The sequence below is a fragment of the Polaribacter sp. Asnod6-C07 genome, from assembly GCF_045063625.1.
GTDB classification, from domain to species: Bacteria; Bacteroidota; Bacteroidia; order Flavobacteriales; family Flavobacteriaceae; genus Polaribacter; species Polaribacter vadi_A.
This window is the reverse complement of record NZ_JBEFOF010000005.1, coordinates 1694889-1718321: the sequence shown is the minus strand read 5'-3', so window position 1 is coordinate 1718321 and position 23433 is coordinate 1694889. Positions and strand designations below refer to the sequence as shown.

At 28.7% G+C, this 23433-nt stretch carries 26 protein-coding genes; 18 read left to right on the top strand and 8 right to left on the bottom strand.

The genetic code is table 11. The features are described from left to right. The first annotated feature begins 67 nt into the window (after positions 1-67). Together ACJJVK_RS07260 and ACJJVK_RS07255 are read left to right on the top strand one after the other, a co-directional pair. Positions 68-919, top strand: coding sequence for an OmpA family protein (locus ACJJVK_RS07260; RefSeq protein WP_252726755.1), 852 nt, complete (start codon positions 68-70; stop codon positions 917-919). Positions 920-1089: 170 nt separating this feature from the next. Further along, positions 1090-1677 carry a PepSY domain-containing protein gene (locus tag ACJJVK_RS07255; RefSeq protein WP_405564649.1) on the top strand — a complete coding sequence of 196 codons (588 nt, stop codon included), beginning with the start codon at positions 1090-1092 and terminating at the stop codon, positions 1675-1677. Positions 1678-1695: 18 nt separating this feature from the next. Here ACJJVK_RS07255 and ACJJVK_RS07250 read toward each other — a convergent pair whose 3' ends face one another. Together ACJJVK_RS07250 and ACJJVK_RS07245 are read right to left on the bottom strand one after the other, a co-directional pair. Then, on the bottom strand, positions 1696-2061 hold the full coding sequence (locus tag ACJJVK_RS07250) for a Na(+)-translocating NADH-quinone reductase subunit F (protein WP_405564646.1): 366 nt from the start codon (positions 2059-2061) through the stop codon (positions 1696-1698). Beyond that, positions 2061-3413 (bottom strand): DEAD/DEAH box helicase, encoded by a 1353-nt coding sequence (locus ACJJVK_RS07245; protein WP_405564645.1) that lies wholly within the window; start codon positions 3411-3413, stop codon positions 2061-2063. Before ACJJVK_RS07245 ends, ACJJVK_RS07250 begins: the two co-directional genes overlap by 1 nt. 100 nt (positions 3414-3513) lie before the next feature. Between ACJJVK_RS07245 and ACJJVK_RS07240 the strand changes: the two genes are divergently transcribed. From ACJJVK_RS07240 to ACJJVK_RS07210, 7 genes are all read left to right on the top strand, one after another. Further along, the gene (locus ACJJVK_RS07240) at positions 3514-4278 is read left to right on the top strand and encodes a TatD family hydrolase (protein WP_405564643.1); all 765 of its coding nucleotides are present in this window, start codon (positions 3514-3516) and stop codon (positions 4276-4278) included. A 3-nt stretch (positions 4279-4281) separates the two neighbouring features. Next, complete coding sequence (locus ACJJVK_RS07235) at positions 4282-4989, top strand: hypothetical protein (protein WP_405564640.1); 708 nt, start codon at positions 4282-4284, stop codon at positions 4987-4989. Further along, on the top strand, positions 4990-5481 hold the full coding sequence (locus ACJJVK_RS07230) for a methylated-DNA--[protein]-cysteine S-methyltransferase (RefSeq protein ID WP_405564639.1): 492 nt from the start codon (positions 4990-4992) through the stop codon (positions 5479-5481). Between the two features lie 55 nt (positions 5482-5536). Continuing rightward, entirely contained in the window at positions 5537-8914 is a 3378-nt protein-coding gene (locus tag ACJJVK_RS07225) for a hypothetical protein (RefSeq protein WP_405564637.1), read from the top strand. A 54-nt stretch (positions 8915-8968) separates the two neighbouring features. Then, positions 8969-9517, top strand: coding sequence for a DUF3575 domain-containing protein (locus ACJJVK_RS07220; protein WP_405564635.1), 549 nt, complete (start codon positions 8969-8971; stop codon positions 9515-9517). A 59-nt stretch (positions 9518-9576) separates the two neighbouring features. Then, positions 9577-10074, top strand: a complete 498-nt coding sequence (locus ACJJVK_RS07215; RefSeq protein WP_405564633.1) for a DUF3575 domain-containing protein — start codon at positions 9577-9579, stop codon at positions 10072-10074. A 111-nt stretch (positions 10075-10185) separates the two neighbouring features. Beyond that, positions 10186-10479 (top strand): hypothetical protein, encoded by a 294-nt coding sequence (locus ACJJVK_RS07210; protein WP_405564630.1) that lies wholly within the window; start codon positions 10186-10188, stop codon positions 10477-10479. A gap of 52 nt (positions 10480-10531) precedes the next feature. Here the strand turns inward: ACJJVK_RS07210 and ACJJVK_RS07205 are convergent, their stop codons facing one another. Then, positions 10532-12079: a glycine--tRNA ligase gene (locus tag ACJJVK_RS07205; protein WP_405564628.1), complete on the bottom strand. Its 1548-nt coding sequence runs from the start codon at positions 12077-12079 to the stop codon at positions 10532-10534. A 105-nt stretch (positions 12080-12184) separates the two neighbouring features. Here ACJJVK_RS07205 and ACJJVK_RS07200 point away from each other — a divergent pair, with 105 nt between their 5' ends. Genes ACJJVK_RS07200 through ACJJVK_RS07190 form a run of 3 tightly spaced genes read left to right on the top strand, consistent with a single transcriptional unit; the run spans position 12185 to position 14753 of the window. Beyond that, positions 12185-12871 (top strand): ComF family protein, encoded by a 687-nt coding sequence (locus ACJJVK_RS07200; RefSeq protein ID WP_405564626.1) that lies wholly within the window; start codon positions 12185-12187, stop codon positions 12869-12871. Positions 12872-12926: 55 nt separating this feature from the next. Beyond that, positions 12927-14543, top strand: a complete 1617-nt coding sequence (locus tag ACJJVK_RS07195; RefSeq protein WP_405564623.1) for an Ig-like domain-containing protein — start codon at positions 12927-12929, stop codon at positions 14541-14543. Between the two features lie 6 nt (positions 14544-14549). Continuing rightward, the gene (locus ACJJVK_RS07190; RefSeq protein ID WP_405564621.1) at positions 14550-14753 is read left to right on the top strand and encodes a PLDc N-terminal domain-containing protein; all 204 of its coding nucleotides are present in this window, start codon (positions 14550-14552) and stop codon (positions 14751-14753) included. Positions 14754-14773: 20 nt separating this feature from the next. On the opposite strand, the gene ACJJVK_RS07185 is transcribed toward ACJJVK_RS07190, so the two are convergent. Then, positions 14774-15922 carry a cystathionine gamma-synthase gene (locus tag ACJJVK_RS07185; protein ID WP_405564618.1) on the bottom strand — a complete coding sequence of 383 codons (1149 nt, stop codon included), beginning with the start codon at positions 15920-15922 and terminating at the stop codon, positions 14774-14776. A gap of 116 nt (positions 15923-16038) precedes the next feature. Continuing rightward, entirely contained in the window at positions 16039-16494 is a 456-nt protein-coding gene (locus ACJJVK_RS07180; protein WP_405564616.1) for a DinB family protein, read from the bottom strand. 43 nt (positions 16495-16537) lie between these two features. On the opposite strand from ACJJVK_RS07180, the gene ACJJVK_RS07175 reads away from it, so the two are divergent. Next, positions 16538-16882, top strand: a complete 345-nt coding sequence (locus ACJJVK_RS07175; protein WP_405564614.1) for an arsenate reductase family protein — start codon at positions 16538-16540, stop codon at positions 16880-16882. Positions 16883-16976: 94 nt separating this feature from the next. Here the strand turns inward: ACJJVK_RS07175 and ACJJVK_RS07170 are convergent, their stop codons facing one another. From ACJJVK_RS07170 to ACJJVK_RS07160, 3 genes are all read right to left on the bottom strand, one after another. Then, positions 16977-17453 (bottom strand): DUF4252 domain-containing protein, encoded by a 477-nt coding sequence (locus tag ACJJVK_RS07170; protein WP_215993276.1) that lies wholly within the window; start codon positions 17451-17453, stop codon positions 16977-16979. Between the two features lie 76 nt (positions 17454-17529). Next, the gene (locus ACJJVK_RS07165) at positions 17530-18441 is read right to left on the bottom strand and encodes a glycosyltransferase family 4 protein (protein ID WP_405564612.1); all 912 of its coding nucleotides are present in this window, start codon (positions 18439-18441) and stop codon (positions 17530-17532) included. Positions 18442-18568: 127 nt separating this feature from the next. Beyond that, entirely contained in the window at positions 18569-19408 is an 840-nt protein-coding gene (locus ACJJVK_RS07160; protein WP_405564610.1) for a hypothetical protein, read from the bottom strand. Positions 19409-19577: 169 nt separating this feature from the next. Here ACJJVK_RS07160 and ACJJVK_RS07155 point away from each other — a divergent pair, with 169 nt between their 5' ends. The 5 genes from ACJJVK_RS07155 to ACJJVK_RS07135 all read left to right on the top strand — a co-directional run bounded on the left by ACJJVK_RS07155 (position 19578) and on the right by ACJJVK_RS07135 (position 23428). Continuing rightward, the gene (locus tag ACJJVK_RS07155; RefSeq protein ID WP_405564609.1) at positions 19578-20267 is read left to right on the top strand and encodes a thymidine kinase; all 690 of its coding nucleotides are present in this window, start codon (positions 19578-19580) and stop codon (positions 20265-20267) included. Between the two features lie 33 nt (positions 20268-20300). Then, positions 20301-21398: an alanine racemase gene (gene alr / locus ACJJVK_RS07150; protein WP_405564606.1), complete on the top strand. Its 1098-nt coding sequence runs from the start codon at positions 20301-20303 to the stop codon at positions 21396-21398. 157 nt (positions 21399-21555) lie between these two features. Beyond that, positions 21556-21966: a large-conductance mechanosensitive channel protein MscL gene (gene mscL, locus ACJJVK_RS07145; protein ID WP_215993347.1), complete on the top strand. Its 411-nt coding sequence runs from the start codon at positions 21556-21558 to the stop codon at positions 21964-21966. 173 nt (positions 21967-22139) lie between these two features. Then, positions 22140-22676, top strand: a complete 537-nt coding sequence (locus ACJJVK_RS07140) for an RNA polymerase sigma factor (RefSeq protein ID WP_215993272.1) — start codon at positions 22140-22142, stop codon at positions 22674-22676. Further along, positions 22676-23428 carry a HEAT repeat domain-containing protein gene (locus tag ACJJVK_RS07135; RefSeq protein ID WP_405564603.1) on the top strand — a complete coding sequence of 251 codons (753 nt, stop codon included), beginning with the start codon at positions 22676-22678 and terminating at the stop codon, positions 23426-23428. The genes ACJJVK_RS07140 and ACJJVK_RS07135 overlap by 1 nt, the downstream gene beginning before the upstream one ends. Positions 23429-23433: the final 5 nt, after the last annotated feature.

Genomic DNA, 23433 nt, shown 5'->3' with positions numbered 1-23433 from the left:
AAATCGTATTTATACTACTAATTATCTACTGATTTTGTTAAATTTGTAGTCGAATTTAATTTTTTAAATGATGAAAAAAATAACAGCATTATTAATATTGTCTGTAATCTTAGTAAGTTCTTGTGTATCTAAAAAACAGTATGCACAATTAGAATCTACTCACGCAAAAACCAAAGATGAATTGTTAAAAGTTGAAACAACTTTACAAAAATGTTTGATAGACCAAGAGAAAAAAAACACGCAAGTATCTTCGCTTACAGAGCAAGTATCTTCTTTAAAAGAAGACAAAAAAAATGCTTTAAAACAAGTTGAAAACTTAACAGTTTTATCTAAATCATCTTCTGATGGTATAAACAAAGTAATTGCTCAATTAAGCGAAAAAGATAAATACATTAACGGTATTAGAAGAGCAATGACTCAAAAAGATTCTTTAAACCTTGCTATTAAATTTCACTTAACTAAGAATTTAACAGACGGTATACAAGATGAAGATATTACTGTAAATGTAGAAAAAACAGTAGTATTTATCTCTATTTCTGATAAACTTTTATTTAAAAGCGGTAGTTATAATGTAACTGATAACGCTTATACAGTTTTAGAGAAAATTGCCAAAGTAATTAAAGGACAACCAGAAATGGAAGTTATGATTGAAGGGCACACAGATTCTACACCAATTAAAAGAAACATAATACAAGATAACTGGGATTTATCTGCTTTAAGAGCTACTTCTATTACTCGTATTTTACAATATAAATACGGAGTACAACCACAACGTTTAATTGCAGCTGGTAGAAGTCAGTATATACCTTTAGTAGAAAATGATACTAAAGAAAACAAAGCAAAAAATAGAAGAACAAAAATTATTATTATGCCTAAATTAAATCAGTTTTTTGAATTATTAGAGCAAGATGCAGAGTAATTTTATTCTTTAATATTTTATTAAAAACCAACTTTTAAAGTTGGTTTTTTTTGTTTTTAAAAGTTAAACTTAAAAAAATTGAACTCTTTTAACTTTTAATTTGCATAAAATAATGCCCATAAATTATATTATTGCTGAACAGCTACTGATTTAGAATCGTAAGAAAAACAATGAGCATTAAAAATAAAAGGCAAAAGCAAGCAAAATTATTAAGGATTTTTAGAAAAGTTCACAGAAAGACAGGTGCTTTACTATTCATTTTTTTCTTTTTGATATCTGTAACCGGACTTTTATTAGGTTGGAAAAAGCATAGTAATGGCATTATTTTATCAAAATCTTACCAAGGAACATCAACAGATCTTAAAAATTGGCTACCAATAGATCGTTTACATAAAAATGCTTGTAAAATTCTACACGATTCAATATCACCTAAACTCTCATCAAAAATAGATCGAATTGATATCAGAAAAAATAAAGGTATGGTAAAATTTATTTTTGAAGACCATTACTGGAGCATTCAACTTGATGGTGCAACAGGTCAATTATTACATATTGGACAAAGACGTTCTGATTATATCGAAAACATCCATGATGGATCTATACTTGACAAGTATTTTGAAACAACAAATGGACAAATAAAACTAATATATACGTCTGTAATGGGGCTTGCACTAATAAGTTTTACCATTACTGGTTTTTGGCTTTGGTACGGTCCTAAACGAATGCGAAAAAAAAGAACCGTTAAAAGTATTGAATAACTACAATTAAACTAAGACCTACTCCAAAACTTTAACAAAGTCTTCAAAAGCTACATAATAAGGTTGGTCTTTAAAAACAGGGCTTTCAACACTTTCTGCATTTGCAATTCCTACACCTGCAAACCAAACTTTAGCATTTTGCTTTTTTGCATGATTGATAAAAGTTTCCATCCAAAAGGTATCGTATTCATTTGGGTTTTGTAGGTTATCTGTAGCTTTTACCAATACAAAAATGGTAGGTTCTCCTTTTTTAAATAACACAAACTGAGGGTGTCTTTTTAACTGACTATTAATGGCTTGGAACTCATACCCCATTTTTGTAAGCTTTTCACCTACAATATTCATCGCTAAATTATGCAATTCTTGTGCTGTTAAAATCTGCATTATTTCTTCTTATTTCGTCTATTATAATTTTTATCCCCTCGTGTTTTAGGTTTCTTATATTTCTTTGCAATTTCTCTACGATAAGAACCCCCTAAATTTACTTTACTGTTCTTTTCACTCTTTTCATGAAAAGCTGGGCCAGGCACATATTCTTGTCCTGTTCTGTTTTTAGATTGTTCTCTATCTTCACTTGGTCGTTCATCTTCCGTTAATAATTTCGAAATTTCTACTTCTTCTGGCAATTCTAAAACTGGAATTTTATAATCCATTAAAATTTCTATTTCGTCTTTAGGTTTTTGCTCTTTTTCTGTAGATAATAAAATTGTTTTTCCCGCTTTTTCTGCTCTACCAGTTCTACCTATTCTATGCATATAGTTTTCAGGAAAATCTGGCGTATCAAAATTAATAACGTGACTCACATTATCAAAATCTAAACCACGAGCCATAACATCTGTAGCTACTAAAATTCGGTTATTACCTTCATCAAACTGACGAATGGAACGTATTCTGTAATTCTGGGTTTTATTAGAATGTATTACACAAGTTTCACTACCAAAAACTTCTTCTAAATGTTTAAATAAATAATCTGCAGTTCTTTTAAAACCCACAAAAATTAAAACTTTGTTATAGGTTTGTTTATCACTTAAAAGATGATTCAACAAGTTTACTTTGGTAAAAAAATTGGGAATATTATAAGAAACTTGCTCTATATTATCTAAAGGTGTTCCACTAACTGCAATAGATATTTTCTGCGGATTTTTAAAAAAATCATAAATTAAAGCATCTACATCTTCTGTCATTGTTGCAGAAAACAGTACGTTTTGTCTTCTTTCTGGTAGAATATCAAAAATATTCATCAACTGAAAACGAAAACCTAAATCTAACATTACATCTACCTCATCAATTACCAATTTCTGAATTGATTTTAGCTTTAAAGCATTACTTAAACCTAAATCGTACAAACGTCCAGGAGTTGCCACAATAATATCTTGACCTTGTAAAATGGCTTGTTTTTGTGTGTTGATATTTGCACCACCATAAACACCCAAAACTCTTGTATTAATGTATTTTGATAATTTTTCAATTTCATCTACAACTTGCAAAACCAATTCACGAGTTGGTACTAACACCAAAACTCTTGGATGCAATTGTTTCGAAAATTTTAAATCGCGTAAAATTGGCATCATATACGCAAAAGTTTTTCCTGTACCTGTTTGCGCAATTCCTACAACATCTTTACCAGATCTTACCACAGAAAATGCTTGCTCTTGAATTGGAGTTGGGTTCTGAAAACCCAAATCGTCAATAGCATATTGTAACTGATTTGATAAGTCTAAATCTTGGAAAGTCATTTTGTATATTTTCTGCAAAGATACAGATTATAAAGATGATATCTTTTGAATTTATACGCTCTAATATTCTTAATTTTGCTGATGAAAATCGACCTAAATAATGATTACAGATACGCATACCCATTTATATTCAGAGCAATTTAACGAAGACAGAAAAGCAATGATAAAACGTGCAAAAGACGCAGGTATTACACGCTTTTTTATTCCTGCAATTGATTCTACGTACACAGAAAAAATGTTTACTTTAGAACAAGAAAACCCTGATGATGTGTTTTTAATGATGGGTTTACATCCAACTTCTGTAAAAGAAAATTACATAGAAGAATTAGCACACGTAAAAAAATGGATCGATAAAAAACAATTTTATGCTATTGGTGAAATTGGTATGGATTTATATTGGGATAAATCTTTTTTAACCCAACAACAAGAAGCTTTTAAAACACAAATTCAGTGGGCAAAAGAAAAGAAAATGCCTATAAATATACATTGTAGAGATGCTTTTAACGAAGTTTTTGAAGTGCTAGAATCAGAAAAAAGTGATGATTTAAGAGGAATTTTTCATTGCTTTACTGGTACAGTAGAACAAGCTAAACAAGCCATATCTTACAATATGAAATTAGGAATTGGTGGTGTTGCCACTTTTAAAAACGGTAAAATTGATAAGTTTTTAAACCAAATTGATATCAAACACATTGTACTAGAAACAGACGCTCCGTATTTAGCACCAACTCCTTTTAGAGGCAAAAGAAATGAAAGTGCATACCTAACAAATGTTGTTGATAAATTGGTAGATATTTATGACCTTTCTTACAATGAAATTGCAGAAATTACAACTCAAAATTCTAAAGACGTTTTTGGAATTTAGATTATGACAATAAACACAGTTGAAATAAAGTCTAACTTTTGGTCTTTTGATCATCCTATAACATATTTAACATTAAGCTTTGGGGTTCTTGTGCTTAGTATTTCTATGGTAAGTTTAAATAATGAATATTTATCCATAGAAATAATAGATATTATTTTCTCTTCATTAATTTTTATTTCTGGTTTAATATTATTTTTTTCATTTTTCATTTTGAAATTTTCTAAAGAGAATATTAAAATTATAAATACAGGTTTTTTAAAAATTACGGAAGACGAATTTATCATTAACAACTCAAAAAATATTCATTTCAACTCAGTTACATATTTAAATCTTAGTATTACAGAATATAGAGGAGAATTAAAACATCATAATGAATTCGGATCTGGATTAAAATCAGGAGCAGATAATTTTATTACTATAAAAACTGATACAGAAAAAATTAAAAAAAGAATTCTGATAAACTCTGAAAGAGAAATAACAACTTTAAATTATTTTCTTGCGAGTCAAATCATCAAAAATAAGTTTACGAAAATAAATATTAAAAAGTTAATTTCTATTTTTAGTGATGATTTTAAAAAGACCATAGAATCAAGAAATTTTATGGCCTCTAAAATAAAAGAAGGAGAAATTAACAGCACAGAAGGCTTATTAATGATGAATTATTCATCGGATAAAGAAGCCAAAGAATTAAGAAAAAAATATAATTTATAATTGAATTCACAAACCACATACTACAAAACACCAATTGGTATTGCTAAAATTATTGGCGACAAAAACGGAATTCAATCTATTAAAGTTTTAGATGATGATTCAATTTCTATAGAGCTTTTAAAAACAGAAATTCCTGAGGTTTTGCAAGATTGCGTCACACAATTAGAAGAATATTTTAAGGGCAAAAGAGCCAGTTTCAACTTAACCGTAAACCCTAAAGGAACTACATTTCAAAAAAAAGTTTGGAAAGCCTTGTTAGATATTCCTTATGGAAAAACAAGAACCTATTTACAACAAAGTAAGTTTTTAGGCGATGTAAAAGCCATAAGAGCAGTAGCTTCAGCAAATGGAAAAAACCCACTTTGGATCGTAATTCCTTGCCATAGAGTAATTGGTTCTGATGGTTCTTTAACTGGTTACGCAGGCGGAATTTGGCGTAAAAAATGGTTGTTAGCGCACGAAAATCCTGTAAAACAACAATCTCTTTTTTAATTTTATTTTCTTAAAACATAAAAACATATTTTTACGTTAGCTTCTTATAGTTTCTATGTTTAAAAAAATATTCTTTTATTTTATCCTTTTCTTTGGATTATCAATTCAGAGTCAAACTAAATCTACAGATTATAGAAAGAAAATTATTGAGGTAAAACAAGATACCATTCAATTAGATTCTGTGGCTTTAAATCCGCAAGAATTCAAAATTTTTGATGATAAACAACACCAAATTCCTTTTAAAAATTACAACATCAACTTTAGCAAAGCCATCTTAATTATCAACTCAAAAAAATACAAAAAAATTACAGTTGAATATTTTAGATTACCCGATTTTATCACCAAAATCTATACTCCTTTTGATGAAAAACTAATTTTACAAAGCAATACAAACCAAGGTAAATTATATAGCTTAACTACCAACAAAAAAAAGTCAGACATTCAACTTTTTGATGGTTTAAAAACCAGAGGATTTATAACCAGAGGTTTAACTTCGGGTAACAATCAAAATGCGGTAACTAATTCTGCTCTCGATTTAGAAATATCAGGAAAACTATCTAAAGATGTAACTTTAAGGGCTAATATATTTGATACTAATATTCCTGTTCAGAACAATGGAGTATCTCAAAACTTAACCGATTTTGATCGTATTTTTATAGAAATGTTTACTGATAATTGGCGAGTTAGAGCTGGAGATTTATCACTTAAAAACACAGAAACGTTCTTCTTTCCGTTTGCAAAACAAGTTTCTGGTTTAGAAGTAGAAGCCAATGTAAACGACAATTTAAAAGTGGCTGCATCTGGTGCTGTGGTTAGAGGTAAATTCAACACTTTTAATTTTACAGGTGTAGAAGGCAACCAAGGACCTTATAAAATTTACGGTGCAAATAATGAGTCTGTAATTTTAATGATAGAAGGTTCAGAACAGGTTTATGTAAATGGTTCTTTAATAAAAAGAGGCGAAAACGAAGATTACACCATTAATTATAATTTGGGTGAAATTACCTTTAACACCACCTATCCTATTACAAATGATATGCGTATTTGGATAGATTTTCAGTACGCAGAAAGGAATTACACACGTTTTATTACCTATGATAAAGCCGAATATAAAGGAGAACAATTTAGTATTGCTGGTTATTTTTATTCTGAAAATGATGCTAAAAATCAACCTTTACAACAAAGTTTATCTACAGAACAAAAAGAAATTTTAGCCAATGCTGGTAATAACGAAGAGGCTATGTTTTCTGAAAGTGCTTTTATTGATGTGTTTGATGAAAATAAAATTCTCTACAAAAAAGTAACAGACGGAATACAAGAATATTTTGAATATTCTACCAATGAAAATGACGAATTATACACGGTAACTTTTACAAATGTTGGCACTAATAATGGAGATTATGTTTTAGATGATACTATTGCAACAGGAAGTATTTTTAGTTTTGTAGGCACAAATCTGGGTGATTATAGCCCAATTACAAGACTTGTTGCCCCAACAAAATCGCAATTATTTATTGTAAAATCTGAATTAAACACCGATAAAAAAACTAGTTTAGATACCGAAATTGCCATTAGTAACAGAGATGCCAATTTGTATTCTACTATAGATGATGAAAACAATATTGCAGTGGCTGCAAAAATTAATTGGGAGCAAACTTTAATTGATAAAAGCTGGAAATTAACCAGTAAAATTAGCCACGAATATGCACAAGAAAATTTTTATTCTGAGCAAGGTTATGAACCTGTAGAATTTAACAGAGACTGGAACATTTTAAGCAATAATGCTACTAAGAATTATTTTCAATCGGCTTTAAATTTAATCAATAAAAAAGAAGATTACCTCACTTATCAGTTTTACAATTTAACTTACAACAATGGTTTTAAAGGAACGAAACATCAACTAAAATCGAAAATTAAAGCCAATAAAACTAGTTTTTTTGTTGATGGAAGCTTCTTATCTAACACATCTACTATAGAAGACAATTCATTTTTTAGAGCACAAGCAAAAGCAGAACATTCTCTTAAAAAAACTTGGCTGGGTACTTTTATCAATTTCGAAACCAATTCTAGAAAAGACGTAACAACCCATCAATTTATAAATACAAGTCATCGTTTTAAAGAGTACGAAGGTTATTTTGGTGTTGGTGATTCTACAAAAATATTTGCGAAAATTGGTTATAATTTTAGAAACAACGACAGTATAAAATCGAATCAGTTTGCAGAAATTAATAACAGAAAAACAATTTATATTAATAGTAAACTCATCAAAAATAAAAACACCAATTTAAGTGTGTATGCCAATTATAGAATTACAGAAAATAATTTTTCTGATGATGAAAAAGCACTAAACTCAAGAGTCGTTTTTAGTCAAAAATTATTCAAGAATTTTATCAATTTAAGTACAGTTTATGAAACTTCTTCTGGTAATGTAGCTCAACAAGATTATATTTATGTTCAGACAGAACCTGGTTTAGGTTTTTATGCTTGGATTGATTATAATAACGACGGAATTAAAGATTTTAATGAATTCGAAATTGCACAATTTCAAGACCAAGCAAATTATTTACGTTTGCCAAAACCCAATTTAAGTTTTATTGCTACTCAACGTGCAAAATGGAATCAAACTATTACCTTAAATCCAAGAAATTGGGCAACAAAAACAGGTTTTAAAAAACTAATTTCTCACTTTTATAATCAGAGTTATTTATCCGTAGAAAATGAACAAGAAAGAACTGCAAATTCGTTTCAATTAAATCCTTTTGATTTTAATGAGAATTCATTAATTGGTTTGAATTTAAATATCAGAAATAGTTTGTACTACAACAAAGATTTACAAAAACATAGTATGACTTTCACTTATGGGAATTCAAAATTAAAACAGCAATATTTTATTGGTAATCAAGAAAATAACATTAATTTACATCAGTTAGATTATGCACATAAATTTGCAGATTTCTGGTTGATAGACTTAATGACAAAAACATCAAAAAATAGTTTAGAAACAGAAAATTTTACAGACAGAAACTACGAAATTAATGCAAATGAAGTTCAGCCAAAAATTAGTTTTTTATACAATGAAAACAATCGATTTTCTGCATTTTATCACTTTAAAAACAAACAAAACAAATTAGAAGATTTCGAAACTTTACATCAACAAAAATTTGGAGTAGAGTATTTTTACATCAGCAAAAAGAAAAATCAAATATCTGCGAACATAAATGTCTTTTTAAATGATTTTACAGGAGACGCAAACACACCTGTTGCCTACCAAATGTTAGAAGGTTTGCAAGCTGGTAAAAACTATACTTGGAGCTTACTATTTAACCGAAAACTAAACGCTTTTTTAAACCTAAATTTAAATTATTTAGGTAGAAAAAGTGAGAACTCTAAAACCATACATACAGGTAGTGTGCAATTAAGAGCTAATTTTTAATAATCTTGGTAAGGTTTTTGATAAATTTGTTTACTTAAATCATAAAACTTAACTATGAAAAAAATTACTTTAATTATTTTAGTATTTGTAACTACAATTGCAATTGCACAAGAAAAAGAAGAAAATTATCCTCAAGACATCAATAAAAAAACAGAAATTAAAATTAATGCCTTAACTTTAATCGCTGCAAAATGGATTGATGTTTCTTATGAACGTTTAATTGATGAAGAGTCTTCTTATGGTATTGCAGCTACAATAAATACAGATAGAGATGAAAGTGATTTAAATTATTCGCTTACACCTTTTTACAGACGTTATTTTTCGGGCAATTTTGCAAGAGGTTTTTTTGTAGAAGGTTTTGGTATGTTGTACTCTGCAAGAGACTATTATTATGATTATTATGATTATGATCACTACGACTATTATAGTAATTCTGATAACTTTGAAACTGGCTTTGGTTTAGGTATTTCTATTGGAGGAAAATTTGTTTCTAAAAAAGGCTTTACTACAGAATTAGTTTTAGGTGTGGGGCGTAATTTTTCTGAAAATAGTTATGATGATGCTATTGGTAGAGTTGGAATTTCTGTTGGATACCGTTTTTAAAAGCATTCATCTATAAAATAAATTTAATAATTAAATCGTTAAAGGCTAAAAGACAATTTATGAAAAAATCAATTTTACTATTTACACTTTTCATTAGCTCAATTACTTTTTCTCAAAGAGAATTTAAATTAGATATTGCTGATGCTCTAATCATAAAAACTCTAGATTTTTCTTATGAAAACTATATAAATGAAGAATCTTCTTTTGGTATTTCTGTACAGTTTAATTTAGAAAAACAAGAAGCAGATTTTAGATACAATGAGAATATGATGATAACTCCTTATTACCGTCATTATTTTACAACTGAGTATAATTGGAACTTTTTTGGTGAAGGTTTCTTCGGAATTAATTCTGGAAAAAAAGAGTCTGTTGAAGATTCTGATATTTATGATATAGAATATACAGATGGTGCTTTAGGTGTTGCAGTAGGTACAAAATACATCTCTAATGGAGGCCTAGTAATTGATTTGTATGGTGGTTTGGGTCGTAATTTATTTGGTTCAGAATCACCTGTAATAGTTCCAAGAATTGGATTTAATGTTGGTTGGAGGTTTTAGTTAGACTTTAGACAAAACTAAAAAATGCTATAATCCCAAAGGAATTATAACATTTTTATTATTCACTGTAACATTCTTCGGGTTTTATCTTCTTATAATGAAAATATTATTATGGGGGAAGGTTTTGCTTCACAACAGGTTAAAGACTTAAAAAAAAATTCAAGAAAAAAAGAGCGAAAGAAATTTTTTGATAGAACTAGAAAGCTAGATATAACTGAAAGAAAGAAAATTAGTGTAAAAAAAGAAGTTGAATTATCTCATAAAGAAGCTCTAGAAATAAAAGCTAAAATTTCCAAACAAAGGAGAAAAGAAAAAATCAAGAACTATTTTATTCTTATAATTTCTATAATTATAACCTTTACTATTTTTAATTTACTCTATTCTATTTTTAGAGACGCTTTATAAAAAAATCCTCATCAAAATTGATGAGGATTCTATTTTAGAATGAAAATAGATGCTATACATCCATTTTCTTTAACCAAGTCTTTACATCAACCTCAGCTTTTATTATCTCTTTTAAATCAGAAATTTTAACACGCTTTTGCTCCATAGTATCTCTATGTCTTATGGTAACAGAATTGTCTTCTAAAGAATCGTGATCTACAGTAATACAAAAAGGTGTTCCTGCAGCATCTTGTCTTCTATAACGCTTACCTACTGCATCTTTTTCATCATAAAAAACATTAAAATCCCATTTTAAGTCTTCCATAATTTGTTTGGCAACTTCTGGCAAACCATCCTTTTTAATCAATGGTAAAACTGCTGCTTTAAATGGCGCTAAAACTGCTGGTAATTTTAATACAGTTCTTGTAGTTCCGTTTTCTAATGCTTCTTCCTGCAAAGAATTAGAAAAAACTGCTAAAAACATTCTATCTAAACCAATAGAAGTTTCTACAACATAAGGCACATAACTTTTGTTTTCTGTATGATCAAAATATTGTAATTTCTTACCAGAAAATTCTTCGTGTGCTTTTAAATCGAAATCAGTTCTAGAGTGTATCCCTTCTAATTCTTTAAAGCCAAAAGGAAAATTAAACTCAATATCTGCTGCTGCATCTGCATAATGAGCCAATTTATCATGGTCATGAAAACGATAATTTTCTGCTCCCATTCCTAAACTTAAATGCCATTTTAAACGTGTGTCTTTCCATTGTTCATACCATTCTTTTTGCGTACCTGGTTTTACAAAAAATTGCATTTCCATTTGTTCAAACTCACGCATTCTAAAAATAAATTGTCTTGCAACAATCTCATTTCTAAAAGCTTTACCAGTTTGCGCAATTCCGAAAGGAATTTTCATTCGTCCAGTTTTTTGCACATTTAAGAAGTTTACAAAAATCCCTTGTGCAGTTTCTGGACGTAAATATACTTGTGTAGAATTTTCTGCTGAAGCACCAATTTTAGTTCCAAACATTAAGTTAAATTGTTTAACTTCTGTCCAGTTTTTAGAACCAGAAACAGGACAAACAATACCTAAATCTAAAATTAAATTTCTAAAACCTTCTAAGTCACTTTCTTCTTGAACGCGAGTTAATTCTGCAGAAATTTCATCAATTTGTTTTTGACGACGAATTACATTTTGGTTTGTAGCTCTAAACTCATCCTCATTAAAAGCATCACCAAAACGTTTTTGAGCTTTAGCAATATCTTTTTGTATTTTTATATTTATTTTTTCTCTAAATTCTTCTACTAAAACATCTGCTCTGTAGCGTTTTTTAGAATCTTTATTATCGATTAAAGGATCATTAAAAGCATCTACGTGCCCAGAAGCTTTCCAAGTTGTTGGATGCATTAAAATTGCTGCATCTATACCCACAATGTTTTCGTGCATTTGCACCATTGCTTTCCACCAATAATCTCTAATATTTTTCTTTAGCTCTACTCCATTTTGAGCATAATCGTAAACCGCACTTAATCCATCATAAATTTCAGAAGACTGAAATACATAACCATACTCTTTTGCGTGCGATAAAACTTTTTTAAACTGATCTTCTTGTTTTGCCATAATGAGCGCAAAAATACACATTTACTGAAATTTATCAATAAAAAGCAGTGCATAAAAACCTATAAAAAACAATTTATGTATCTTTAAGAAGAATTGTTTTACGCTATGAGAATTCTAAAAGATTTATTCCATATTTTTTACCCCAAATTATGTGTTGTTTGTGATGAGCATTTGTTAGAAAATGAAAATGTAGTTTGTACACTTTGCAGACACGATTTACCACTCACAAATTTTAATGACTATAAAAACAATAAAGTTACACAGACTTTTTATGGGGCTATTGCTATAGATAAAGGTTATGCCTTGTTATTTTACAGAAAAGAAGGTAGCACATTAAAATTAATACATGAATTAAAATACAAGGACAATGAAGAAATTGGTGTTTTCTTTGGCAATTGGTTGGGTGAAATTCTCAAACAAAATAGTAAATTTAAAGATGTAGATTGCATAATACCTGTGCCTTTGCATCCGAAGAAATTAAGAGAAAGAGGTTATAATCAAGTAACTAAATTCGGAAAAAGATTGAGTTTTTATCTAAATATTCCGTTAGTAGAAAATGAATTAATCAGAATTTCATCAACCAAAACACAAACCTTTAAATCTCGTTTTGAGCGATTTAGGAATTTAGACACTAAGTTTTCTTTAAGTAACCCATCTCAATTTAACAATAAGCATATATTATTAATCGATGATGTAATTACAACAGGTGCTACATTAAAAGCTTGTGCTAAAGAGTTTCAGAAATCAGAAAATTGTAAAATAAGCGTTTTAACAATGGCATATACAGAATAATTTTTATGATTTTATATTCAAAAAATAATCGTTAATTTGTGTAAAATTTATTTGAGTGAAGACTTTTTACAAATTCCTTTTTTTTACATTAATTCTTATTATTGCAACAAGTTGTGCTAGAACTGGAAGACCAGAAGGTGGCCCTAAAGATGAAGATGCACCTTTATTTGTAACTGCAAATCCGCCTTACGAAAGTATCAACTTTAATAAAAAAGAAATTAAGATTGAGTTTGATGAATTTGTAGTCTTAAAAAATTTAAATGATCAGTTGGTAGTATCTCCACCAATGAAAAATCCGCCTTTAATTACTCCTCAAGGAACTGCAAGCAAAGAAATAAAAATCGAAATTTTAGACACATTAAAACAAAACACTACCTACATTTTTAATTTTGGTAATGCAGTAGAAGATAATAATGAAGGTAATAAGCTAGAAAATTTTAAATATGTATTTTCTACTGGCAGCTATATAGATTCTTTAACTACTTCTGGCTCTATTAAAGATTCAAAATTAAAAGAAACACCTAAAAGTGTAAATGTTTTGTTATATAGAATAGACACTGCTTTTAACGATTCTATTGTTTACAAAAAGAAACCAAATTATATTACAAACACATTAGATACAACCAATTTTAAATTCACCAATTTAAGAAAAGGCAAGTATTTAATGGTGGCTTTAAAAGAAGAAATTAACGATTATATATTTAATCCGGTTACAGATAAAATTGGTTTTTATACAGACACACTTCAATTACCAAAAGACAGTATTATAACCAAACCTATTATTTTATTTCAAGAAGATTTACCTTACGAGTTTAAAAGAGGTAAAGAAGTTACCAAAGGTAAAATAGAGTTTGGTTTTGTGGGTGATGCAAAAGACATGAAAGTTAACCTACTCTCTAAAGTACCAGATACTTTTAAAAGTGTTTCTAAATTTAGACTTGATAAAGACACACTAAATTACTGGTTTACCCCTATTGATGTAGACTCTTTAAATTTCACAATTTCTAATAATGAGTTTTTAGACACCTTAACAGTTAAGCTAAGAAAGAAAAAATTAGATTCTCTAGAAATAACAACTACTGTTAGAAATACACTACATTTTAGAGACACATTTTTTATAAGTAGTAACAACCCAATTGTTAAGATAGATACTACCAAAATCAGTCTTTTTGATAAAGATACAATTGCTGTAAATTACAAAGTATTAGCTTCTAAAAAAGAGAATAAAATTGCTTTTCTTTTTGATAAAAAACCTGAAGACAAATACAATTTTAAAGCACTACCAGAGGCTTTTAATGATGTTTTTGGAATAAAAAACGATACGTTAAATTATAATTTTTCTACTAAAGAAATTGAAGATTATGGTAGAATAACTTTAAACGTAAATAACGTAAATAACAAAAACATAATTATAGAAATTCTTTCAGGCTCTAAACAAGAACAACTTGTAGAGCGTAAATTTATTACTACTTCTACCAAAGTAGTTTTCGATTTATTAGAACCTAGTAAATATACTATTAGAGCAATTGTAGATACAAACAAAAATAACAAATGGGATACTGGAAATTATCTTAATAAACAATTAGCAGAAGAAATTATATATCACAAAGAAATAAATAATGCAGACTTAAGGGCCAACTTTTTCTTGGTTGAAAATTTTACAATTGATTAAAAAAAAATGAAAACACTTTTAATTATTGCGCTTATAGTTTTGAGCTTAACACTATGGTTTAAAGCTATATCAGACATTTCTAGAACAAGATTCAGCAGCGATAACAACAAAAAAATATGGTTTTTCATCATCTTTTTAATTCCATTTTTAGGAGCTTCTGCGTATTTTTTGATGAAAAAAAATTACATAAAAAAAAGACCTAAATTTTAGTTTAGGTCTTTTTTTTGTTCTTATAAATTTAAAGCTTGGTCTAAATCTGCCAATAAATCTTCTTCATCTTCAATACCCACACTTAAACGAATTAAAGAATCTGTAATACCAATTTTTAAACGTTCTGGTTCTGGAATAGAAGCGTGTGTCATTGTTGTTGGATGATTTACCAAACTCTCTACACCTCCTAAAGATTCTGCCAAAGTAAATACTTTAGTATTTTCTAAAAACTTAAATGCAGCTGCTTTACTTTCGTCTTTAAGCCTAAAAGAAACCATACCTCCAAAATCTTTCATTTGTTTTTTAGCAATTTCATGATTTGGATGATTTTCTAAACCTGGATAATATACCTCTCCTACTTTTGGGTGGTTTTCTAAAAATTTAGCTACAGCTCTACCATTTTCGCAATGTCTTTGCATTCTAATATGTAACGTTTTTACTCCTCTTAAAGCTAAAAAAGAATCCATAGGACCTGCAATTGCACCAGCTGCAAATTGTATAAAATGCAATTCTTCTGCTAATTTTAGGTCTTTTACCATTAATGCTCCCATAACAATATCTGAGTGCCCACCTAAATATTTTGTTGCAGAATGCATAACAATATCTGCACCTAAAGTTAAGGGTTGTTGTAAATATGGCGTTGCAAAAGTATTATCTACAGTTACTAAAATATCTGAATTTAGACCTTTTATTGCTGATGCTATTATTGCAATATCTGCAATTTTCATTAACGGATTTGTTGGTGTTTCTATCCAAACTAATTTTGTTTTTTCTGTTATGGCTTCTGTAACATTGTTTACTTTATTCATATCTACGAAAGAGAATTCTAATCCGTATTTTTTAAATAATCTTGTAAACATTCTGTAAGTACCACCATATAAATCGTCTCCAGCAATTACCTCATCTCCTGGACTTAATGTTCTTAAAACACAATCTATTGCAGCTAAACCAGACGAAAACGCAAAACCATGAGTACCATTTTCTATGGCTGCAAAACTGCTTTCTAATGCTGCTCTTGTTGGGTTTTTTCCTCTTGAATATTCATACCCTTTATTTACTCCTGGGCTAGATTGTGCGTAGGTAGATGTTAAAAAAACTGGTGGCATTACTGCTCCTGTTGCTTCTTCGTGCTTCTGACCTCCATGAATTGTTTTTGTATTGAACTTCATTTCTTACATTATTTAAAAGCTGGCAAACTAGTTTAGCCCAGATTAAAGCATTTGTTTGAGCTCTTTTTTGGCTTTTTTAGCCAAAAAAAGCGAGTGCTGAAAGCTGGAAATAGCTTCTATAAAAACTTTTTAATCGATCTTATAATTCCATAGTGAATTCCTTCATGAAAATTATTAAACGAAATTGAATTTTCTATGTTTTTTAAAACATAACCTGTACTTGTTGGATATTCTGTGTAATTCTCGAAAATACCTGCTTCAAAATCTTCTTGCAACGTATCTGGCAAACCTATTAACAAATCTTTTACTTCTTCAAATTCTTCTTCTGTAAAAGTTTTTGTTGGTACAGTTCCTTTTCTATGCGCTTCTATTAAATCGTCTGGACACAAAGGGTTTAAACCAGACAATTTATAATGCAACAATTGTTGAGTAACTACTAAATGAGCCACATTCCAAGCAATATTGTTTTTAAAACCTTCTGGAATTTTGTGAATTTGTTCTAAAGTTAAACCTTCTAATTCTTTTAAAACGAGTTCTCTAGATTTTCTTAAAACATCAAACTGTATATTCATTTTTTATGTATAATTTTGATGTTGTAAATATAATTTAATAAAAATGAAGAAAGTCTATTTTTTGCAAACTTGTGATACCTGTAGAAGAATTTTAAAAGAAGTAAATACAGATGGTTTTGAACGACAAGAAATTAAAGCGAATAATATTTCTGTTGAACAATTGGAGGAAATGTACGTGATTTCTGGTAGTTATGAGGCTTTATTTAACAAGCGTGCAAAGTTGTACAAAGCTATGGATTTGAAAAATCAGGATTTGACTGAAGCTGATTATAAACAATTTTTGCTAGATGAATATACGTTTTTAAAACGCCCAGTTTTTATTGTTGATGATAAAATATTTATTGGAAATAGTAAAAAAGTAATTGAAAGTTTAAAAGATATTCTTTAAAAGCAAATGTCATTTCTACCTTGTAGAGAAACCAAAAAATTGATTATGTATTAGGCGATTTTTTTACAAAAGGTTGAAATGACAAGCTAACTCTTTATTTTGATGAAAATTTAATATCTGAATTAGACATTATTTCTGCTAATTCATCCATAGTTAAATTGGTTTTTAATCCGAATAAAATAACTTTATCATTATCGCTATTGGCTTGTAAAACGATTTCTTTTACAATATCATTTTTTTCTAAAATATAAAAAGCGGCTTTTCCATCATCACCTTTTACACGTGCCATAGTTTTTAATTTATTTTTTTTGATATACTTTTTAAAGTCTTTAGATACTGAAGCGTCTTCGTTATTAAAAATCATTAATTTAAAATCGCCCGATTTTTTTAGTAGTTTTTGTAAATCGTCATTATCACCTTCATCTAAAAAAGAACCTGCAAAAGAGGCTGATAAATTAATAGAAAAAGCAGATTGTTCTTTATGCTTTTTATAAAAGTTTTTAAAGGTAGTTTCTTGTGCTACAGCACTTATCATAAAAAATGCACATAGAATGGTTGTAATTTGTTTCATAATACTTGGTTTTCTTTTCAGACGAATACCAAAGTATTTTGTTACAATAAAATTTTTAAAATAGATTTTTCTAAGTCTAAGATTTATAAACTTCCATTAAACCTTCTGCTTCTTTTTTTGCACTCCAGTTTTGTAGAATTTCTTGTCTTGCTTGTTTTCCTAAATGTGGAATTTCGCCTGTTATAGATTTTGATAAAAGGGTTTCTAGTTCAGTACTATTTCCTGCTTCAAATAAATATCCACTCTTTTCATTGGTGATTAATTCTGAATGTACACCTACATTTTTTGTAGCAATTACAGAACATTCGCAACTCATAGCTTCTGCTGTTACTAAAGAAAAACCTTCAGAAAAACTAGGAGCAACAACTATTTTTGCAGCTTGATAATATGAAATTATCTCTCTAGTTTCATTTATAAAATAAACTTGATTTTCTATTTTATGTTTTTCTATAATTTCTTTTAATGCCTGTGAAAATTCTGGCTTGTCAATTTTACCAACAATTACTAATGCCCAATTTTTATGGCTTTTTAAAACCTTAGCAGCTCCTAATAACACTAATTGTCCTTTTGCTTTTCTTACTCTACCAGCGTTTAAAATGATGTTTTCTTGAGAAATATTCTCTAATTTTTTATTAGCTTCTGGTTTAAAATCATTAACTCTAACTCCATGACCAACTATGGCGTTTTTAATACCTAAATTTTCGCTCATACTTTTTATAAGCGTAATCACTTTATCTGCTTTTTTTAATAAGTATAAAGTTAAACCAGATGGTTTTGTTTCTGCGTGTCTTGTTGCAACTAAAGTAAATTTTGCACCTAAAAAACGATAAAAAAGCATTCGCATAATTTCATTGTTTCTATGGCAATGCACTACTGTTTTAACATCAGAAAATAAAATTGATTTTAGTTTTTTAGCAGTAAGATGATTTCCTGAAATATTTGAACCATAAACATAAGTTTCAAATTCATCAGAAAAAAAAGGAAGCACATTTTCTATGCTTCTAGTAACGCCTGTTTTACGCTTGTGAAAATGAGTATGAATTAAAATAGGTTTCAGTTGATAAAGTCTAAAGTGTTTGCAATTATTTTGAGTATAAACTCAAAATCTCGAATTTTTAAGCAAATTTACGTTCTATTATCTCCATAAAACGAACTTCTAATTCCTCTTGATTATCCCAATTATAATCTGGTTTTACCATTGTATTTATAAAATGTTTCGCTTCACTTTCTGATCGAAAAGTATTTAATTGCGAAACTACTCTATTATAATCTTCTTGCTGATTATTAAACAAGTTTTTTACAAATGCAATTCTATCATTTAAACCAATCTGAATGTTCTTTGCCAATTTATCGTTTAGAGATATTGGCTGTGCATTTTCGAACAAATCTGCCATAACATCTACAGAAATAACATCTTGTAATTCCTCTTCTAAAGACATTGTTTTTCGTTCTTCTACTTTTATAACATCATTTATAATTTCTTCTTCAATCTTTACAACCTCATTTTCTTCTAACTTTTCTTCAACTTCATCTTTAGGAAAAAGTATTTCTTCTAACTCATCAAAAGGTTGTTCAATAATTTCTTCAACTTTATTGGTTTGTATGGGGTGCTCAACAACATCATTAAGTTCAACTTTTTCTTCTAGAACTACTTTAATTTTATCTTCTACTAACTCTTCAAAAATTTCTACTTTTTCAGTTACCTTAGGTTCATCAACTAAATTATAGACAATTTTTTCTTCAAGAATAATTTCTTTATTAGTGTTATGAACTGCTGTAATCGTATTTTCTTTTGTTTCTAAAGCTAGTTCAACTTTATCTAACAAATCTTCTTTAGTTGTTTCTAAATTCGGAGTTTCTTTCACATATTCTTCTACAAAAGCCAGTAAAGCAAGCTTTTCGTAAACTTCTTTAGATTTTTCTTTTAATGCAAAAACATCTTCTCTGTTTTTCATTTTTAAAATGTTGTGCGCTAAACTGATTAAATCAGCCTCCAATTTTTTGTGCATATCTTATCTTTGAGTTGCTGAAATCATTTCAGCATAAATTATTTTTTGCTATTAAATATTTATAGATTTGTAATTGCTTAAAAATAAATAAAATTATAACGCTTAAAATTACAAAATGTTTCTTGAAAATACAGTAAATCATACTGAACAATTTGGCTGGATAGAAGTAATTTGTGGTTCTATGTTTTCTGGCAAGACAGAAGAGTTAATTAGACGTTTAAAACGTGCGCAATTTGCTAAGCAAAAAGTAGAAATTTTTAAACCTGCTGTAGACACAAGATATGATGATGAGGAAGTAGTTTCTCATAACGATTCTAGAATTCGTTCTACACCTGTGCCAGTTTCATCAAACATAAGACTTTTAGCAAACAATGTTGATGTTGTTGGTATTGATGAAGCTCAATTTTTTGATGATGAAATAGTTGCTGTTTGTAACGATTTGGCAAATAGAGGAATTCGTGTAATTGTTGCTGGTTTAGATATGGATTTTAAAGGAAACCCTTTTGGACCAATGCCAGCCCTAATGGCTACTGCAGAATATGTAACTAAAGTACATGCTGTTTGTACACATACAGGAAATTTAGCACATTATAGCTTTAGAAAAGCGCAAAATGATAAATTAGTAATGCTTGGAGAAACCCAAGAATACGAACCTTTAAGTAGAGCTGCATATTATAAAGCTGTTAAGAAAAAGCAGGAAGAAACTTCACAAAACACAACAATTAAAACTGACAACCAACAACTTAATCGTGTTTCTGAAAATGAAGATTCTGAAATAAATGCTGATGACTCAAAAATTGATTAAAAGATGCTGATTCTAATTTAGCATATTAAGATTATGAACAATCACGTTACAGTTTTAGAAATTGATAGTAATGCCTTAGTGCATAACTTGAACTATTTTAAACAAAAAATAAAACCTGAAACCAAAATTTTAGCGGTTGTTAAAGCTTTTGGTTATGGTTCTGATGGTGTGCAAGTTGCTAAGTTTTTAGAAGATAAAGTAGATTATTTTGCTGTTGCATACACACAAGAAGGTGTTGCTTTGCGTGAAGCAGAAATTGAAACACCCATTTTAGTTTTACATCCACAGATACCAAATTTAAAAACGATTGTAGATTATAGATTAGAACCTAATTTATACAATTTTAAAATCTTTAATGCCTTTTTAAAATTAGCAGACGAAATGCCTTTAATGAATTATCCAATTCATTTAAAATTTAATACAGGCTTAAACAGGTTAGGTTTTTGGCATACAGATATCCCTAAAATCTTAACAGATTTAAAAGGTTTTAATCACGTAAAAGTACAATCTATATTCTCTCATTTAGCTGCTAGTGAAGATTTAGAAGAAAAGGAATTCTCTATAAATCAATTGAATAACTTTGCATACATAGCTCAACAATTCTATAAACACCTAGGTTACGAACCTTTATTACACATCTTAAATACCTCTGGAGTTATAAATTATGCTAAAGCACAATTTGATATGGTTAGAGTTGGTATTGGTTTGTATGGTTTTGGTAATGATGATAAAGAAACTGCTCAATTAAAAAACACACATAACTTAAAATCTATTATTTCTCAGATTCATTTAATTCAGCCAGGTGAAACTGTTGGATATAACAGAGATTTTGTAGCTAAAAGTCCAACAAAATCTGCAACAATCCCTATTGGGCATGCAGATGGATTATCTAGAAAATTAGGAAATAAAAAAGGTTTTGTACTAATAAATAATCAGAAAGCAAAAATTATTGGTAATGTTTGTATGGATATGATTATGGTTGATGTTACAAAAATTGATTGTAAAGAAGGTGATGAAGTTATCATTTTTAATCATCAGAAAATGCTAAATCATATAGCAACTATTTCTGAAACGATTGTTTATGAAACTTTAACTGCAATTTCTCAGCGCGTTAAAAAGGTTTTAAAATAATAATTATCTTAACTAGAATTTTTATTTTAAATAATATTCTATAAAACTTAACAATTTGGAGCTTAAAAGCCCAACTTACACCTCTTATCGAATAAAAAAATCACTAAAGTTTTTATTTCTCTACTTTTGCGTAAACTAAAATTATACACAAATGGGAATGCTTAAAGAATTTAAAGCTTTTGCAATGAAGGGAAACCTTGTAGATATTGCAGTAGGTTTTGTTATGGGTGCTGCTTTTAAACAAGTAGTTACTTCATTTACAGGAGGGATTGTTTCTCCGTTAATTGGCTTAATATTTAAAGCTGATTTTAAAGAATTAAAATACATTGCTAAAGAAGGTGTTGCAGATGCAACTGGTAAAGTTACTGGAGAAGTAGCCATTTTATATGGTGAGTTTATTACCAATATTATTGATTTTATAATTGTAGCTTTTGTTATGTTTATGATGATAAAAGGTATAAACGCAACTAAAAAGAAAGAAGAGCCAGCTCCAGAACCAGCTCCTGCAGGACCAAGTCAAGAAGATTTATTAGCTGAAATTAGAGATTTATTAGCAAAGCAAAAATAAATTTTTTTCTTTTAGAAAACGATACAAAACCCAAGCAATAGCTTGGGTTTTTTTTATGGATTATAGCCAAATCTGCATCCATACCATTTGTTCTTTTTAGAAAAAAATTATTAAAAATGTAACCTTTTTGTAAATTGATGGTTTTAACTATAGAAACCAACCAAAAACCAACCTTGAAACAATTAACTGACGAAGAAATTATGTTAGCAATTGCAACTGGCAAAATAGAATTATTATCGATTCTTTTTGATAGATATCATGTTCGTATGTATAATTATTTCAATAAGATGGTTTGTAATAAAATGGTTAGCGAAGATTTAACACAAGATGTGTTTATAAAAGTAATTAAGTACAGAACATCTTACAAAAACGGAAATTTTGCAGCTTGGTTATATACTATTGCACGCAATATATTTTCTAGTCATTATCAAAAAACAAAAAAAGAACGTTCTAATTTAATTGATGATGATAAGTTAGATGCTAACGAAACTTTGGTTTCTGAAAGTAACCAAGAAGAGTTAGAGCATTTACAAAAAGCGTTACTTAAACTTTCTAATTCTGATAGAGAATTAATAGTTATGCATCGTTTTCAAGAAATAAAATACGAGCAAATTGCACAAATTATTGGCAGCACAGAAAATGCTGTAAAAGTAAAAGTGCACAGAGCTTTAAAGAAATTAAAAGAAATCTATTTTCAAAACAATAACTAATGGAGTGTAGAGATATAGAAAATAAATTGAACGATTATTTAGAAGATAATTTATCTGCAATAGAAAAATCTGAGATAGAACATCATTTAAAAAGTTGTGCAAATTGTCAACAAGAATTAGCAGAACTAAAATCTTTTTTAGCTGTCTTAGATAATGAAACAATGGAAATTCCGTCTGCCAATTTAAAGTCGAATTTCGAGCAAATGTTAGCACAAGAAATAGAAGCACACAATCCTAAAGTAGTTAAGTTAAAACCAAAAACAGATTGGAAATCTTACTTAAGAGTAGCTGCCAGTATTTTAATTGTAATCAGTGCTTTTTTATTAGGCAAATATCAACCAAACAAAACATCATCAATAGAAAAAAATACAGCACAAGTTTTAACTTTATTAGAAGATAATTCTGCAAGCAAGCGAATTTTAGCCGTAAACAATGCAGAAGAATTTACAAGTAAAAACACAAAAATTATTGAAGCATTAATTAACAGATTATTTTTTGATAAAAACACAAACGTACGTTTAGCTGCAGCAGAAGCGTTGTCTAAGTTTTCGTCTGAAGAGTTGGTTAGAGATGCGTTAATAAAAAGTTTGGAAACAGATAAAAGTACTATAGTACAAATAGAAGTAATTACAATTTTATCTAAAATCCAAGAAAAAAGAGCAATTAAACCCATGGAAAAAATGCTCGAAAACGAGGAAACTCCTCAATATGTAAAACAACAATTAGAATTAAATTTATCAACATTATTATAGAAAGA